The sequence below is a fragment of the Modicisalibacter radicis genome (assembly GCF_900961225.1).
Lineage (GTDB): Bacteria > Pseudomonadota > Gammaproteobacteria > Pseudomonadales > Halomonadaceae > Modicisalibacter.
Genome location: NZ_CAAHFN010000109.1, coordinates 155,227 through 168,345, shown reverse-complemented (window position 1 = coordinate 168,345; position 13,119 = coordinate 155,227). Strand labels below are relative to the sequence as shown.

The 13,119-nt window shown below is 66.8% G+C and carries 10 protein-coding genes; 5 read left to right on the top strand and 5 right to left on the bottom strand.

Going from position 1 to position 13,119, the window contains the following annotated elements:
• The first annotated feature begins 179 nt into the window (after positions 1–179).
• Positions 180–425: a hypothetical protein gene (locus HR9077_RS18945; protein WP_136068858.1), complete on the top strand. Its 246-nt coding sequence runs from the start codon at positions 180–182 to the stop codon at positions 423–425.
• A gap of 97 nt (positions 426–522) precedes the next feature.
• Here HR9077_RS18945 and HR9077_RS18940 read toward each other — a convergent pair whose 3' ends face one another.
• Both HR9077_RS18940 and HR9077_RS18935 read right to left on the bottom strand, forming a co-directional pair.
• Positions 523–1,155, bottom strand: a complete 633-nt coding sequence (locus HR9077_RS18940; RefSeq protein ID WP_136068857.1) for a flavin reductase family protein — start codon at positions 1,153–1,155, stop codon at positions 523–525.
• A gap of 133 nt (positions 1,156–1,288) precedes the next feature.
• Complete coding sequence (locus tag HR9077_RS18935; RefSeq protein ID WP_136068856.1) at positions 1,289–2,572, bottom strand: aromatic ring-hydroxylating oxygenase subunit alpha; 1,284 nt, start codon at positions 2,570–2,572, stop codon at positions 1,289–1,291.
• Positions 2,573–2,918: 346 nt separating this feature from the next.
• On the opposite strand from HR9077_RS18935, the gene HR9077_RS18930 reads away from it, so the two are divergent.
• Positions 2,919–4,031: an FAD-binding oxidoreductase gene (locus HR9077_RS18930; protein ID WP_136068855.1), complete on the top strand. Its 1,113-nt coding sequence runs from the start codon at positions 2,919–2,921 to the stop codon at positions 4,029–4,031.
• On the opposite strand, the gene HR9077_RS18925 is transcribed toward HR9077_RS18930, so the two are convergent.
• The gene (locus tag HR9077_RS18925; protein WP_136068854.1) at positions 4,025–5,602 is read right to left on the bottom strand and encodes an alkaline phosphatase family protein; all 1,578 of its coding nucleotides are present in this window, start codon (positions 5,600–5,602) and stop codon (positions 4,025–4,027) included. The two genes, HR9077_RS18930 and HR9077_RS18925, sit on opposite strands and share 7 nt — an antisense overlap.
• Before the next feature lie 147 nt (positions 5,603–5,749).
• On the opposite strand from HR9077_RS18925, the gene HR9077_RS18920 reads away from it, so the two are divergent.
• The 3 genes from HR9077_RS18920 to HR9077_RS18910 all read left to right on the top strand — a co-directional run bounded on the left by HR9077_RS18920 (position 5,750) and on the right by HR9077_RS18910 (position 10,453).
• Positions 5,750–7,492, top strand: a complete 1,743-nt coding sequence (locus HR9077_RS18920) for a glucan biosynthesis protein (RefSeq protein ID WP_136068853.1) — start codon at positions 5,750–5,752, stop codon at positions 7,490–7,492.
• The gene (gene mdoH, locus HR9077_RS18915) at positions 7,482–9,563 is read left to right on the top strand and encodes a glucans biosynthesis glucosyltransferase MdoH (RefSeq protein ID WP_244613369.1); all 2,082 of its coding nucleotides are present in this window, start codon (positions 7,482–7,484) and stop codon (positions 9,561–9,563) included. Before HR9077_RS18920 ends, mdoH begins: the two co-directional genes overlap by 11 nt.
• Positions 9,564–9,790: 227 nt before the next feature.
• On the top strand, positions 9,791–10,453 hold the full coding sequence (locus HR9077_RS18910; protein ID WP_136068852.1) for an alpha/beta hydrolase: 663 nt from the start codon (positions 9,791–9,793) through the stop codon (positions 10,451–10,453).
• A 19-nt stretch (positions 10,454–10,472) separates the two neighbouring features.
• On the opposite strand, the gene HR9077_RS18905 is transcribed toward HR9077_RS18910, so the two are convergent.
• Both HR9077_RS18905 and pgi read right to left on the bottom strand, forming a co-directional pair.
• Positions 10,473–11,441: a carbohydrate kinase family protein gene (locus HR9077_RS18905; RefSeq protein ID WP_136068851.1), complete on the bottom strand. Its 969-nt coding sequence runs from the start codon at positions 11,439–11,441 to the stop codon at positions 10,473–10,475.
• A complete protein-coding gene (gene pgi / locus HR9077_RS18900; protein WP_136068850.1) occupies positions 11,441–13,114 on the bottom strand; it encodes a glucose-6-phosphate isomerase in 1,674 nt (557 codons plus the stop codon). Before pgi ends, HR9077_RS18905 begins: the two co-directional genes overlap by 1 nt.
• Positions 13,115–13,119: the final 5 nt, after the last annotated feature.

Below are 13,119 nucleotides of genomic sequence, written 5' to 3'. Positions count from 1 at the left end.
CCTGCAGCGACATCGGCATGACGATGGCCGCCATCGGCGGTCGCTGTAGCGGCGGGGGGATTGTCGTGGGCCGCGTGGCGAGCGACTATCGCTGCAGGTGCCGAATGGTTCCGTGCCGCTCGGTCAAGCGGCCGCGGACTGGGCGACTCAACGGGTACAGGCCGATGACGGAGGCCCTTATGATGATCGTTGATCTGATCGATGGCGATGACTTTCGCGCACGCATCCAGGCGCTCGGTGTGCGTGTGTCCGACGACGCCTGTCCGCGGACCTGCGCGCGCATGGCACTGTGCAAGCACCGCGAGATGGGGGTGCCGGGACTCGAGGAGACGGTTCGCGAGCTGATGCAGCATCGCGATGTGATGCTGCCCTCGGTGCGTCAGGCCATCGAGGAGTGCCTGCTCCCGGCGCTTTCCTCTGGCTGAGCGTGAGCGCTCGAGGCGCTGAGCCCGTGTCGGACGCCGCCGAATCGACCGCGCAGCGCGATCGCATCAGGCGTGTCGACCGTCGGGCGCCGGCCTCTCAGGCCGGACGTTCGAGCGCAAACAGGTCGCTGGCACGGCAGTAGTCGGCACCGGCCAGGCGGCCCACCGGGCGCAGCGTCGCGAGATCGACGTGGCGCCCGTCCCAGACCGCCGGATCGGCGTGGATGACGACCACTTCGGCGAGTACCAGGCGGCCTGCCCGCGGCCGATCGCCGAAGTCGATGATCTGGTGAAGCCGGCAGCCGAAGGCGATCGGCGCCGCGGCGATGCGCGGTACCCGGAGCTTGCCCAGCGTCGCCTTCTCGAGTCCGGCGTGAGCGAACTCGTCCTCCCCCGGGGCGAGCGTGGCGCTGGTGGCATTGAGCGCCTCGATCAACGCCTCGCCGCCGATATGCACCACGCATTCGCCAACCGCGCGCAGATTGTTGATCGTATCCTTGCTGCGTGCCTGGCCATCGAGCAACGGCGCGAAGGCGAGTACCGGCGGGTCGACGCTGGCCACGTTGAAGAACGAGAACGGCGCCAGGTTGGCGTTGCCCTCGGCATCGACGGTCGATACCCAGGCGATCGGGCGTGGTGCTATCGAGCCGGACATCAGGCGGTAGACGATCGCGGAATCGAGCTCGGCGACGTCGTGAAAGGCGGGGTCGGCGTTCGGCGTGGCGCTCATCGGAGCCTCGTGACGGTCGGAATGGAAACCGCCATCCCACCATGCGCCACCCGCGGCGTCCACCCCTGGGCCGGTTTCCCGGGCCGCCGGCAGGGCGGCCCGGGATGTGCACGGCCGTTCAGTCCTGGGCGAGTCAGCCCTGGGCGAGCTGTAGCGCGGGAGCGTGGCCGAGATTGACCAGCATCCGCTCGCTGTACCAGTCGAGGAAATCGATGACCCCGAACTCATAGGTTTCGGAGTAGGGGCCGGGCTCGTAGGCCATCGAATTGATGCCGCGCTGGTTCTCCTCGGCGAGCCGCCGGTCCTGGTCGTTGGTGGCGTCCCATACCTGGCGCAGCGCGGCGGGATCGTAGTCGACGCCCTCCACCGCGTCCTTGTGAACCAGCCACTTGGTGGTTACCACGGTCTGCTGCGGCCCCAGCGGCAGCACCCGGAACACCACCGCATGATCGCCCATGAAGTGGTTCCACGAATTGGGTAGGTGAAGAATGCGCAGCGAGCCCATGTCGGCGCTGGCCAGCCGGCCCATGAGTTTGTTGCAGCCCGGTTTGCCGTCCATGGTCATCGACACGATGCCGTCGAGCAGCGGTGTGCGGGTCAGGCGGTTGCGCTTGCCGAAGCGCTTTAGCTGCCAGGGCACGGAGTCGCCGTCCCAGTCGGCCTGCTTGCGGGCGACCAGCGCCTTGTAGTCCGGCGTGGCGCGGGGATCGTCGGTGTCGTCGAACTCCTGCAGGCTGTTGAGCAGCTCCGGGTGCGCGCCGTTGCAGTGGTAGCACTCGCGGTTGTTCTCGAGCACCAGCTTCCAGTTGGCCTGCTCGACGATGCTCGACTCGACGGCGACCTTGACCTCGTCCATCCGATACGGCTCGAGATAGTGTTCGAGGGTCACCAGGAAATCGTCGATCGCCGGTGGCTGTTCGGCCAGGCTGACGAAGATGAAGCCGCCGGCGGTGCGCACGTTGACCGGCTTGAGGCCGTAGGCGGCGAGGTCGAAATCGCTGCCCATGTCGCTGCCGGCGAACAGCAACCGGCCATCGAGTTCGTAGGTCCATTGATGATAGGGGCAGACCAGCTTGGCGACCTTGCCCTTGTCCTTGACGCACAGACGTGAACCCCGGTGGCGGCAGACATTGTGGAAGGCGTGCACCTGGCCTTCGGCGCCGCGCACCACGATCACCGAGTTGTCGCCGATCTCCACGGTCACGAAGTTGCCCTTGGCGGGGATCTCGCAGGTCATGGCCACGAACAGCCACTCCTTGGCGAAGATCTCCTGCATGTCCAGCGCGAACAGGCGGGCGTCGTTGTAGAACGGCTGGGGCAACGAAAAGTTGCGCTGACGCTCGTGGAGCAGGTTGGCGGTGGTTTCCTTGACGGCGGCCAGCGGGTCGTCGAACCGGGAAGAGGCGATTGGATCCATGCTACGTCCTCATGCGGCGCCAGGCCCGGGGGTGGCGCACGGTCAGTGTCAGGGTTTTGTGTGATGCGCGATGCGGCGGACTGGCGATGTCCCTATCGCTTCAAGGTGTCGAGTGATTGTGGGTGGGCGACGTGCCGGACGATTGTCTGCGCACGACATCGGACGATACCAGCGCGACGTGCCCCTGCCTTTTGCCTGCGCGTGCTGGGTGGGCGTGGCATGCGTGCGTCGTTGGCAGACAAGTCGCCGCGACCGGCTGTGCCCAGAATGCGCGAAAGCGGCACGGATCTCGGACGGGCGAGACGGCGGCGTGCGGCGGTCCATGTTCCGGCAGGCAGAGACAGCGATGACAACCACGACCAACTTCTTCAACCCGGTCACTACCCAGACCTGGACCAACGGCCGTCATCAGGTGCGTTGCGTCAAGCAGATCCAGGAGACCTGGGACGTGCGCACCTTCTGCTTCATGGCCGAGCAGCCGGTGCTCTACTTCTTCAAGCCGGGCCAGTTCGTCACCCTGGAGCTCGAGGTCGACGGCGAGCCGGTGATGCGCTCGTACACCATCTCCAGTTCGCCGTCGATTCCCTACAGCTTCTCGATCACCGTCAAGCGCCTGCCGGGGGGGCAGGTCTCCAACTGGCTGCACGACAATCTCAAGGTGGGCGACGAACTGGTGGTGCACGGTCCGGTCGGCAACTTCAACGCCATCGACTTTCCCGCCGACAAGATTCTGATGCTCTCCGGCGGGGTGGGCATCACGCCGCTGATGTCGATGACCCGCTGGTTCTTCGACACCAACGCCAACGTCGATCTGGAGTTCGTGCACAGTTCGCGCAGCCCGCGCGACATCATCTATCACCGCGAGCTGGTGCACATGTTCTCGCGGATCCCCGAGTTCAAGCTGCACGTGATCTGCGAGAACAAGGACGACATCGGCGAGGCCTGGGCCGGCTACCGCGGTTACCTGACCCAGCCGATGCTCGAGATGATGGCGCCCGACTATCTCGAGCGCGAGATCTTCTGCTGCGGCCCGCCGCCCTACATGAACGCCATCAAGCACATCCTGCGTGCCAACGGCTTCGACATGAGCCACTACCACGAGGAGTCGTTCGGCGCCACGCCGCTCGACGTGCGCGAGGACGTGCTGGAACTCGCCGAGCAGGCCGAGGCCGCCGCCGAGGAAGTCGACTACGCCGATCTGGTGCAGGTCGAGTTCGCCGGCTCCGGCAAGAGCGTGCGCATCCAGCCGAACGAGACGGTGCACGCCGCTGCCGCCAAGCTTGGCCTGCACATCCCCAAGGCCTGCGGGATGGGGATCTGCGGCACCTGCCGGGTGGGGCTCAAGGCCGGCGAGGTCGAGATGGATCACAACGGTGGAATCACCGACGAGGACATCGCCGAGGGCTATATCCTTTCCTGCTGCAGCCGGCCCAAGGGCAACGTGGTGGTCGACTACTGAGCCGCGTCCGCCGCCTCATCTTCGCCGAACAGCCGGTGAAGTAGCCCGCGCAACGCATCCTGTCGCCACTGCGCGGGGCCGGCGGGTGGCTCGAGGCCGGGCGCGAAGCCGGCCTCGACGAACCGGTCGATCAGTGCCGGGTCGCCGCCGATGACGTGGATAGGCACGTCGCGGCGGGCATCGACACCGGTGATCAATGGTGCCGGCTGGTGATCGCCGAGCACGATCAGCAGATCCTGCGGACCGAGATAACGCGCGGCGAAGCCGCCCATGGCCGCCAGCGCATAATCGAGCGCCTGCGCATAATGCGCGCGTACCCGCTCGCTGTCCTGCCATAGCGCCTGCGGTGTGGGGCCGGCGTCGGCCCAGGCAGCGAAAACCCCGCCATCGCCCATCGCCTCCCAATCGAGCAGCGGCACGATCGGCGTCCATGGCGCGTGGCTGCTGATCATCGCCAGTTCACTGAACAGCGGCCTGTCTTGCGCGCGCTGCACCTTCTCGAAGTATCGCCAGGTGAACTGGTCGGGCATGGTCACCCAATTGAGCGCGGGGCCGCGATAGGGGATATCGTCGGCGGCCAGGATCTGGTCATAGCCCAGTTGGCGACCTGCCGGCCAGGGGGCGGTGATCGCCGGCATGATCGCCAATGTCTTGTGGCCGGTAGCGGCGAAATCATCGATCAACGTAGAATGGCCGGCGCTCAGCAATAGGTCGTAATGATGTTGGCTGGTCAGCCACAGCCCGCTGAGTACGCTGGCGTGGGCCAGCCAGGATTGGCCGCCCTGGATGGGCGCGGTAACGGTCGCGCTGGCGGCATGCAGCCCGGCCGCCGCGAAGCGTGACTGCAGGGCGGCCAGGCGGGGCTGCAGCGTGGCCGCGTAGCGGGCATCGGTGAGCGCCGAGATGCCGTAGGACTCGATGAAGGCGAGCGTCACGTCACGTCCGGCGAGACCGGGTAGCGGACGTGCCCGAGGAGCGTCGGGTGCGGTAAGCTGGCTTTGCAAATCGGCCAGCGCCCGGCGGGTTTCGCGCCCCTGTTGCCAGTGTTCGGCAAACAGGCTCAGGCTCGGTGTGGCTAGCGACCGGGCCTGGGCGGCCAGCCCGGGCAGCAGCGGCAACAGGCCCAGCCAGACCAGCAGCGCTGTGTGCCGGGCGCCGCTGCGCAGCGCCAGAGGGCGAACCCGGGCCAGTCCCCGGGCGATCAGCCACATGCCGACGGCGATGGCCGCCGTACCGGCCGCGAGCATCAACCAGGCGAGACTCCGGCCGACGTTATCGATCAACAGATGATAGGCTGGGGGCAGCAATACATGGTCGAGCCAGGGATTGAAGGGGCGGCCGAGACTCAGCCGAGCCAGCTGGTCGGCACCGGCGAGCAGCAGCCCGAGACACAGCATCAGGCTGGCGATGGCGGCGAGGCGGCCTCTCCAGCGGCGGTCGACGAGGCTCAGCAGGCCAACCAGCCAGAGTGCCTCGAGGGCTACCCACGATGACTGAGCCGGATGGCCGAGTAGCTGTGGGCCCAGTAGCAGGAAATTGATGACGAGCAAGGCAAGCAGGTTGTGATACAAAAGATTACTCCACGTGGGTAGGCAGATGACCGCCGAAGCGTGGCAGGGTTCCATGTTACGAGGCGAGCGCAGGGATAAAACCAAGACGCTATAGTGTGCAGGGACTGAGGGGTCGCATTGGTCCATTAAGGGAATGAGGAATTACACATGAAGGTGTGGCAATGCCTGGTGCTGGTCGGCCTCTCGTTGGGGATGACCGTCGCCGAGGCCCAGGAGCAGGATTCCTCTGGCCAGAACCAGCAGGAACAGACCGCCGACGATGCGTCGAACCAGGATGCGTCACCGAACGAACAGGATGCTGGCGGCGAAGAGCAGCAAGACGCCAGCAACGGGCAGCAGCAGGGCGACTCGGCGGAGGGGCAGGAGGGCGCTGCCGCCGAGGGAGAGCAGGCCGACCGGGAAGTGACCCCGGAGGTGCTGTTCGAGCGAGTCATCGCACGTGCCAAGGACCTCGCCGGGAGTTCCTATAGCGCTCCGCAGTCACCGTTGCCGGACAAGCTCAAGAACCTCAGCTACAACGACTACCGCAACATCCGTTTCCGCAACGAGCATGCGCTGTGGCGTGACGATCGCCTGTTCGAAGTGCAGTTCTTCCACCCCGGTTTCCTCTACGACGAGCCGGTCGAGATGCATGTGCTCAAGGGTGGCCGTGTCGATGAAGTCGGCTTCGACCCGGCGATGTTCAATTACGAGAACAGCGCCGCGCCACTCAAGGATCTGGTGGCCGGGATCGACCCCGCCAAGATGGGCTTCGCCGGGTTTCGGCTGCACTTTCCGATCAACACCCCCGACTACAAGGACGAGATCGCGGTCTTTCTCGGCGCGTCGTATTTCCGGCTGGTTGGCCGGGGCCAGGGCTACGGCGTCTCGGCGCGTGGGCTGGCGGTCAACACGGCGACCCAGGGGGGCGAGGAGTTCCCGGCCTTCCGCGCCTTCTGGCTGGTGCGCCCCGAGCCCAACGACGCCGACATGACGCTGTTCGCGCTGCTCGACAGCCCTTCGGTCACCGGGGCCTATCGCTTCGACGTGCATGCCGGCAACAATACCGTCATCGATGTCGATGCCCGGCTCTTCGCCCGCCAGGACGTCGGCAAGCTGGGCATCGCGCCGCTGACCAGCATGTTCCTGCATGGCGAGAACAGCCAGGACGACCACGATGACTTCCGCCCCGAGGTCCACGACTCCGATGGCGTGCAGATGCACACCTCGGGCAATCAGTGGCTATGGCGTCCGCTGTCCAACCCGCCGTCGCTCAATGTCACCCAGCTGCGCGACAATTCGCCACGCGGTTTTGGCCTGATGCAGCGCGATCGGGATTTCGAGCACTACCTGGACATGGAAGCCGATTACCAGCACCGTCCCAGCCTGTGGGTGCGTCCGGCCGAGGGCGACTGGGGCGAGGGCGGCGTCGAGCTGGTCGAGATCCCCACCGAGAAGGAGATCCATGACAATATCGTCGCCTACTGGGTACCCGATGCCGAGTTCCGGGCCGGCGACCAGCGTCGCTACCAGTATCGGCTGTCGACCTACGGCGAAGCGGTGCCCGAACACACCCTGGGCCGGGTCGTGCGGGTGCGCAACGGCTGGGGCGCCAATCCCGACCAGGAGGATCCGCCGTCTCATGACCTGCGCCAGTTCATCGTCGACTTCCGCGGTGGCGAAGAACTGTCCAGCCTGGCCGCCTCACAGCCGGTCGAGGCCAATCTCAACGTTTCGCAGGGCGAGGTCAGCGAGCTCAAGGTTCGCCAGTTACCCGACGGCAAGACGTGGCGGGCCTCTTTCAAGCTGGCCACTCAGGGCGAGAACGCGGACATGCAGCTCGAACTTCAGTTGCGTGGCCGTCGCCTGACCGAAACCTGGAGCTACCTGTGGAATCCCGATGTCTTGTGAAAACGGTTCTCGCGAACGGACGCTGAAGCGCGACGAGGCCGCGGCGGTCGACGGACAGGATCCCCGCGATCGGGCGGCCCGCGATCGGGCGGCCCGCGATCGGGCGGCCAGCGACCGGGCTGACGGCGTGACAGGCGCGGCCGGGGCTGGCCCCGGCGTCCCCGATCACCAGCGTATGCCGCTGCTGTGGCTGCGCCGATTGATCTTCTTCACCCTGTCGCTGCTGACCAGCCTGCAGGGCGCCTACATGATGTTCGACATCCTGCGCGCCAACGGCCTGACCGTGCTCGAACTGTCGATTCTGGTGCTGTTCGTGTGCATGTTCGCCTGGATCGCGGTGTCGTTCTGGACCGGGATCGCCGGCTTTCTGGTGGTCATCTGCAAGCGCGACCCCTTGACCCTCAGGCGGGCCGCACCGCTCGACGAGACGCTCGACCCCGAGCGGCGCATCGCGTTGTTGATGCCGGTCTACAACGAGGATACCGAGCGGGTGATCGCCGGGCTCGAGGCGACCTGCCTGTCGCTGGTCGACACCGGCAAGTCGGCGGCCTTCGATGTCTTTCTGCTCAGCGATACCACCGATGCCGAAGTCGCCGAGGCCGAGCGGCACGCCGCCGCGGCCCTGCGCGAGCGACTTCCGGCCGGCCTGACCCTCTACTACCGGCGTCGCGAGCGCAATATCGGCCGCAAGGTGGGCAACCTGGCGGATTTCTGTTCGCGCTGGGGGCAGCACTACGAGAGCATGCTGATCCTCGACGCCGACAGTGTGATGGGCGGGCGCACCCTGGTGCGCATGGCGGCGACGATGCAGGCCAACCCGCGCCTGGGGCTGTTGCAGACCGTGCCCTTGCCGGTGCGCTCGAACACCCTGTTCGGGCGCTTCCTGCAGTTCGCGGCGACCCTCTACAGCCCCATGCTGGCCGCCGGACAGAGCGTCTGGCAGGGCGATACCGCCAATTACTGGGGGCACAACGCGATCATCCGCATCGAGGCCTTCGTCAAGCACTGCGGGTTGCCGTCGCTGCCCGGCAAGGCGCCGATGGGCGGCGAGATCCTCAGTCACGACTTCGTCGAGGCGGCGTTGCTGCGACGTGCCGGCTGGGAGGTGCGTCTGCACGCCGGCCTCGAGGACAGCTACGAGGAGCTGCCCGGCAACATGGTCGACTACGCCAAGCGCGATCGACGCTGGTGCCAGGGCAACATGCAGCACCTGCGGCTGCTGTTCGCCAAGCGCCTGCATCCCATCAACCGCCTGCACTTCCTGCTCGGCGCGCTGGCCTACGTCGCCTCGCTGCTGTGGCTGATCATGCTCAGCCTGAGCACCGTGGACGCGGTCTTCAATGCGCTCGCCAAGGTGCGTTTCTTCAACTCGGGATACCAGCTGTTCCCCGAGTGGCCCGAATCGCGGGTGGCGATGATCGCCTCGTTGCTGGCGATCACCGTTATCATGCTGCTGTTGCCCAAGCTGCTGGGCATCGTCGTCGGCCTGCAGCAGCGGCGGCGCGATTTCGGAGGCGGCTTGCGGTTGACCGTCAGCGCGCTGATGGAGATCGTCTTCTCGGTGCTGATCGCGCCACTGATGATGGCCTTCCATGCCTGGTTCGTGATCAGCGTGCTGATCGGACGCACCGTGTCGTGGAGTTCCCAGGTACGGGGCGGGCGGCTGATTCCGTGGGTCGTCGCCTGGCGGCGCACCGGGGCGATGACGCTGATCGGGCTCGTCTGGGGGACGGTCAGCTATTACTACGCCCCGTTGTTCTTCTGGTGGCTGTCGCCGGTATTGCTGGGCATGGTGTGCGCGGCGCCATTGCTGCGCTATACCAGCAGCATTCGCGGCGGTGAATGGCTGCGACGACATGGCCTGATGTGCATCCCGGCCGACGTCAACAAGCCGGAGGTCCTGGAAAGGCTGGAAACGCTGGAGAGCCGGCCCGTGGCCCACGCCGCCGCCGAGGCCCCGACCGAGTCGCTCCTGCCGGCCGAGGAACGCCATCAGGAGATGCCCATCCAGTCGCTCAAGGCGACCTGGGGGCTCGGGGGCGCGCCCCACCCGGGCAAGCAGAATGTCTGAGTCTTCCCGGTTCAACCGCATCACTGCCTGACACGAAGCGAGGCGATCCGGCGATCCGGCGTTACGCCGGATCGCCTCGCCTGTCGTCGCCTGGATAACGCCCCGCCGACGTTGTCGTTGCGTGCCGCTGAAGGCCGGTGTCGGCGTCCCGGCGATCGGTAGCGCACGCCCGCCCGGCGAGCGGACGCATGATAGGCTGGCGCAAAACGACCGAGCGAGGAGAGAGCATGTCCCGAGAGCCATTGATTATCGAGCCGCGCAATGGCGCACCCGCCAATGCGGCGCTGATCCTGCTGCACGGGCTGGGCGCCGACGGTAACGACTTCGCCCCGCTGCTGCCGGCGCTCGACCTGCCGCAGGGGCTGGCGCTGCGCTGCGTGCTGCCGCACGCGCCGCAACGCGCGGTGACCGTCAACGGCGGAATGCGCATGCCGGCCTGGTACGACATCCTGGCGATGGATCTTTCCAGGGAAATCGACGAGGCGCAGCTCAAGGCCTCGGCGGCCTACGTTCACGAGCTCATCGACGCCCAGCGGGCTGCCGGCATCGACAGCCGGCGGATCGTCGTCGCCGGCTTCTCCCAGGGCGGCGCGGTGGCCTACGAGGCGGCCCTGAGCTATCCCGAACCGCTGGCCGGGCTGCTGGCGTTGTCGACCTACTTCGCCACCGCCGATTCGCTGCAACTGGCGGACGCCAATCGGACCCTGCCCACCGCCGTGCATCACGGTACCTTCGATCCGGTGGTTCCTGAACAGCTGGGCCGCGCGGGCTACGAGAAGGTCCGCGAACTGGGCGTGCCGGCCGAGTACCGCAGTTTCCCCATGGCCCACGCGCTGTGTCCTGAACAGATCGCCGTGATCGGCGACTGGCTGGGCCGGCGGCTGGGCTGAGCGCGCCGGCCCGGCCGGCTCAGTCCTTGAGCCGCTCGAGATCGTCCCGCGAGGGCAGCGCGGCATAGGCGCCGGGGCGGGTGACGGCGTGCGCGCCGCAGCGACAGGCGACCTGGACCGCGCGATGCAGCTGCTCTCTATCGTCGCACCAGTCGGCGAAGTCGGCGGCGTCGATGTCGGCCTCGGCGAGCATCGCCAGCAGGCCGCCGATGAAGGCGTCGCCGCCGGCGGTGGTATCGACCGCCTGGACCGTGGGCGGGGCGACCTCGAAGCGCTGATCGAGGCGATGCACGGTCACCGGCCTGGCGCCATCGGTGATCACCACCAGCCGCACGCCGGCGGCCAGGCGCTGGCTGATCCAGGCATCCACCGGATGGTCGCCGCGCAGCGCCTCGACCTCGTCGACGGAGAGCTTGACCAGTTGCGCGCGATCGAGCAGCGCGGTGACGCGACCGATATCCACCTGGCCATCCGGCCACAGGTTGGCGCGCAGGTTGGCATCGACGCTGACCAGGCTTCCCGAGCGCTGGGCGATGTCGGCCAGCGCCAGGGTGGTGTCGGCTATCGGCTCCTCGGTCAGGCTGTTGCTGCACAGGTGGACGATCGCCGGCGTGCTGAACACTCCCGCCGGCAGGTGCTCGAGGCGGAACAGCAGATCCGCCGCCGGCGGCCGGTAGAAGTCGAAGGTGCGTTCGCCGTGGGCATCGCGGGAGACGAAGGCCAGCGCGGTGCGGGCCTCGGCGGTGGTTGCCACGCCCGAGACGTCGACGCCGTGGCTGGCCATCTCCGCGGTCAGGAACCGCCCGAAGCGGTCCTCGCCGACCATCCCCAGGAAGCGGCTGGGCACGCCCAGTCGGGCGCAGGCCACGGCGACGTTGGCCGGGGCGCCGCCGGCGTAGGGCGTGAAGGTTTCCGGACCGCCGGCGTCACCCAGGCGGCTCGATAGCATGTCGACGAGAGCCTCGCCGAAGGCGATTACGGGCGTCATCAGCGCTTGTCCTGCTGGTCGGTGGATGGCTTCTTCGAGGCCTTCTTGTCGGTGACCTCGCGTCCTGCCGCTTCGGCGGGACGGTGCGCCGGAAAGTGCTCGCGCATCAAGGCTAGCAGGCCCTGGGTCGAGGCGTCGAAGTCCTGGGTGCGCTCGTCGATGCGCTCGCTGATCTCGCCGGCGATGCGCTTGCCGAGTTGCACGCCCCACTGGTCGAAGGAGTTGATGTTCCAGATCACCCCCTGGACGAACACCTTGTGTTCGTAGAGCGCGAGCAGCGCACCGAGGTTGCGCGGCGTCAGCTCGTCGAGCAGCAGGGTACTCGACGGCCGGTTGCCGGGGCAGCTGTAGGGGTCGAGCTGGCTGCCCTCCTGGCTGCCCTCCATGAAGGCGTTGGCCTGGGCGAGCATGTTGGTGAGCAGCGCGAAGTGGTGCTCCTCCACGCCTTCGTCGGGCTTGAGCGAGGCGATGAAGTCGATCGGCACGTAGCGCGTGCCCTGGTGCAGCAACTGGAAGAAGGCGTGCTGGCCGTTGGAGCCGGTCTGGCCCCAGACGATCGGTCCGGTCTTGTAGTCCACCGGGTGGCCGAAGATGTCCACCGACTTGCCGTTGGACTCCATGTCGAGCTGCTGCAGGAAGGAGGGCAGCTGATGCAGGGCCTGATCGTAGGGCACGATGGCCTGGGTCTCGGCGCCCTGGAAGTTGATGTACCAGATGCCGATCAGCGCCATCAGCACCGGCATGTTCCGCTCGAAGGGCGCCTCGATGAAGTGCTGGTCCATCTCGTAGGCGCCCTCGAGCAGCTCCATGAAGCCGTCGAAGCCGATCGACAGGGCGATCGGCAGACCGATCGACGACCACATCGAATAGCGCCCGCCGACCCAGGCCCAGAACTCGAAGACGTTCTCCTCGCGGATGCCGAATTCCATCGCCGCCTTGCGATTGGTCGAGGCGGCGATGAAGTGCGCGCCGACATCGGCGTCCTCGCCGGCGTTGTCGAGGAACCAGCGCCGCGCGGTCTTGGCGTTGAGCAGCGTCTCCTGGGTCGAGAAGGTCTTGGTCGAGACGATGAACAGCGTGGTCGCCGGATCCAGCGTTCGCAGCACCTTCTGGATGTGCGCGCCGTCGACGTTGGAGACGAAGTGGAAATTGAGCTCGGAATGACGGTACTTGAGCAGTGCCCGGCAAGCCATGTTGGGCCCCAGGTCCGAGCCGCCGATGCCGATATTGACCACGTCCTTGATGCGCTTGCCGCTGTAGCCCTTCCAGCTGCCGTCGCGAACGGCCTCGGAGAAGTCGCGGATCTGCTCGCGGGTGCTGCGGATCTCGGGCATCACGTCCTTGCCGTCGACCATCAGCGGCTCGTCGGCGAGGTTGCGCAGCGCGGTGTGCAGCACCGGCCGGTCCTCGGTGACGTTGATGATGTCGCCGGAGAACATCTGCGCGCGACGCTGTACCAGCGCCGAGTGTTCGGCCAGCTCGATCAGCTTGGCGAGCACCGCATCGGAAATGTGGTGCTTGGAGTAGTCGAGGAACAGCCCGCCGACACGCAGGCTCATCTTGTCGAAGCGCGCCGGGTCGGCGGTGAAGTAGTCGCGGATGCGATCCTCGGCGGTTTCCCGATGCAGGCGTTGCAGCGCCTGCCAGGTCACGCTGCGGGTGAGTTGGAACATGGGGC

Coding starts and splice junctions, on each gene's coding strand:
- HR9077_RS18945 (WP_136068858.1), top strand. CDS start 180: ATGATGATCGTTGATCTGATCGATGGCGATGACTTTCGCGCACGCATC.
- HR9077_RS18940 (WP_136068857.1), bottom strand. CDS start 1,155: ATGAGCGCCACGCCGAACGCCGACCCCGCCTTTCACGACGTCGCCGAG.
- HR9077_RS18935 (WP_136068856.1), bottom strand. CDS start 2,572: ATGGATCCAATCGCCTCTTCCCGGTTCGACGACCCGCTGGCCGCCGTC.
- HR9077_RS18930 (WP_136068855.1), top strand. CDS start 2,919: ATGACAACCACGACCAACTTCTTCAACCCGGTCACTACCCAGACCTGG.
- HR9077_RS18920 (WP_136068853.1), top strand. CDS start 5,750: ATGAAGGTGTGGCAATGCCTGGTGCTGGTCGGCCTCTCGTTGGGGATG.
- mdoH (WP_244613369.1), top strand. CDS start 7,482: ATGTCTTGTGAAAACGGTTCTCGCGAACGGACGCTGAAGCGCGACGAG.
- HR9077_RS18910 (WP_136068852.1), top strand. CDS start 9,791: ATGTCCCGAGAGCCATTGATTATCGAGCCGCGCAATGGCGCACCCGCC.
- HR9077_RS18905 (WP_136068851.1), bottom strand. CDS start 11,441: ATGACGCCCGTAATCGCCTTCGGCGAGGCTCTCGTCGACATGCTATCG.
- pgi (WP_136068850.1), bottom strand. CDS start 13,114: ATGTTCCAACTCACCCGCAGCGTGACCTGGCAGGCGCTGCAACGCCTG.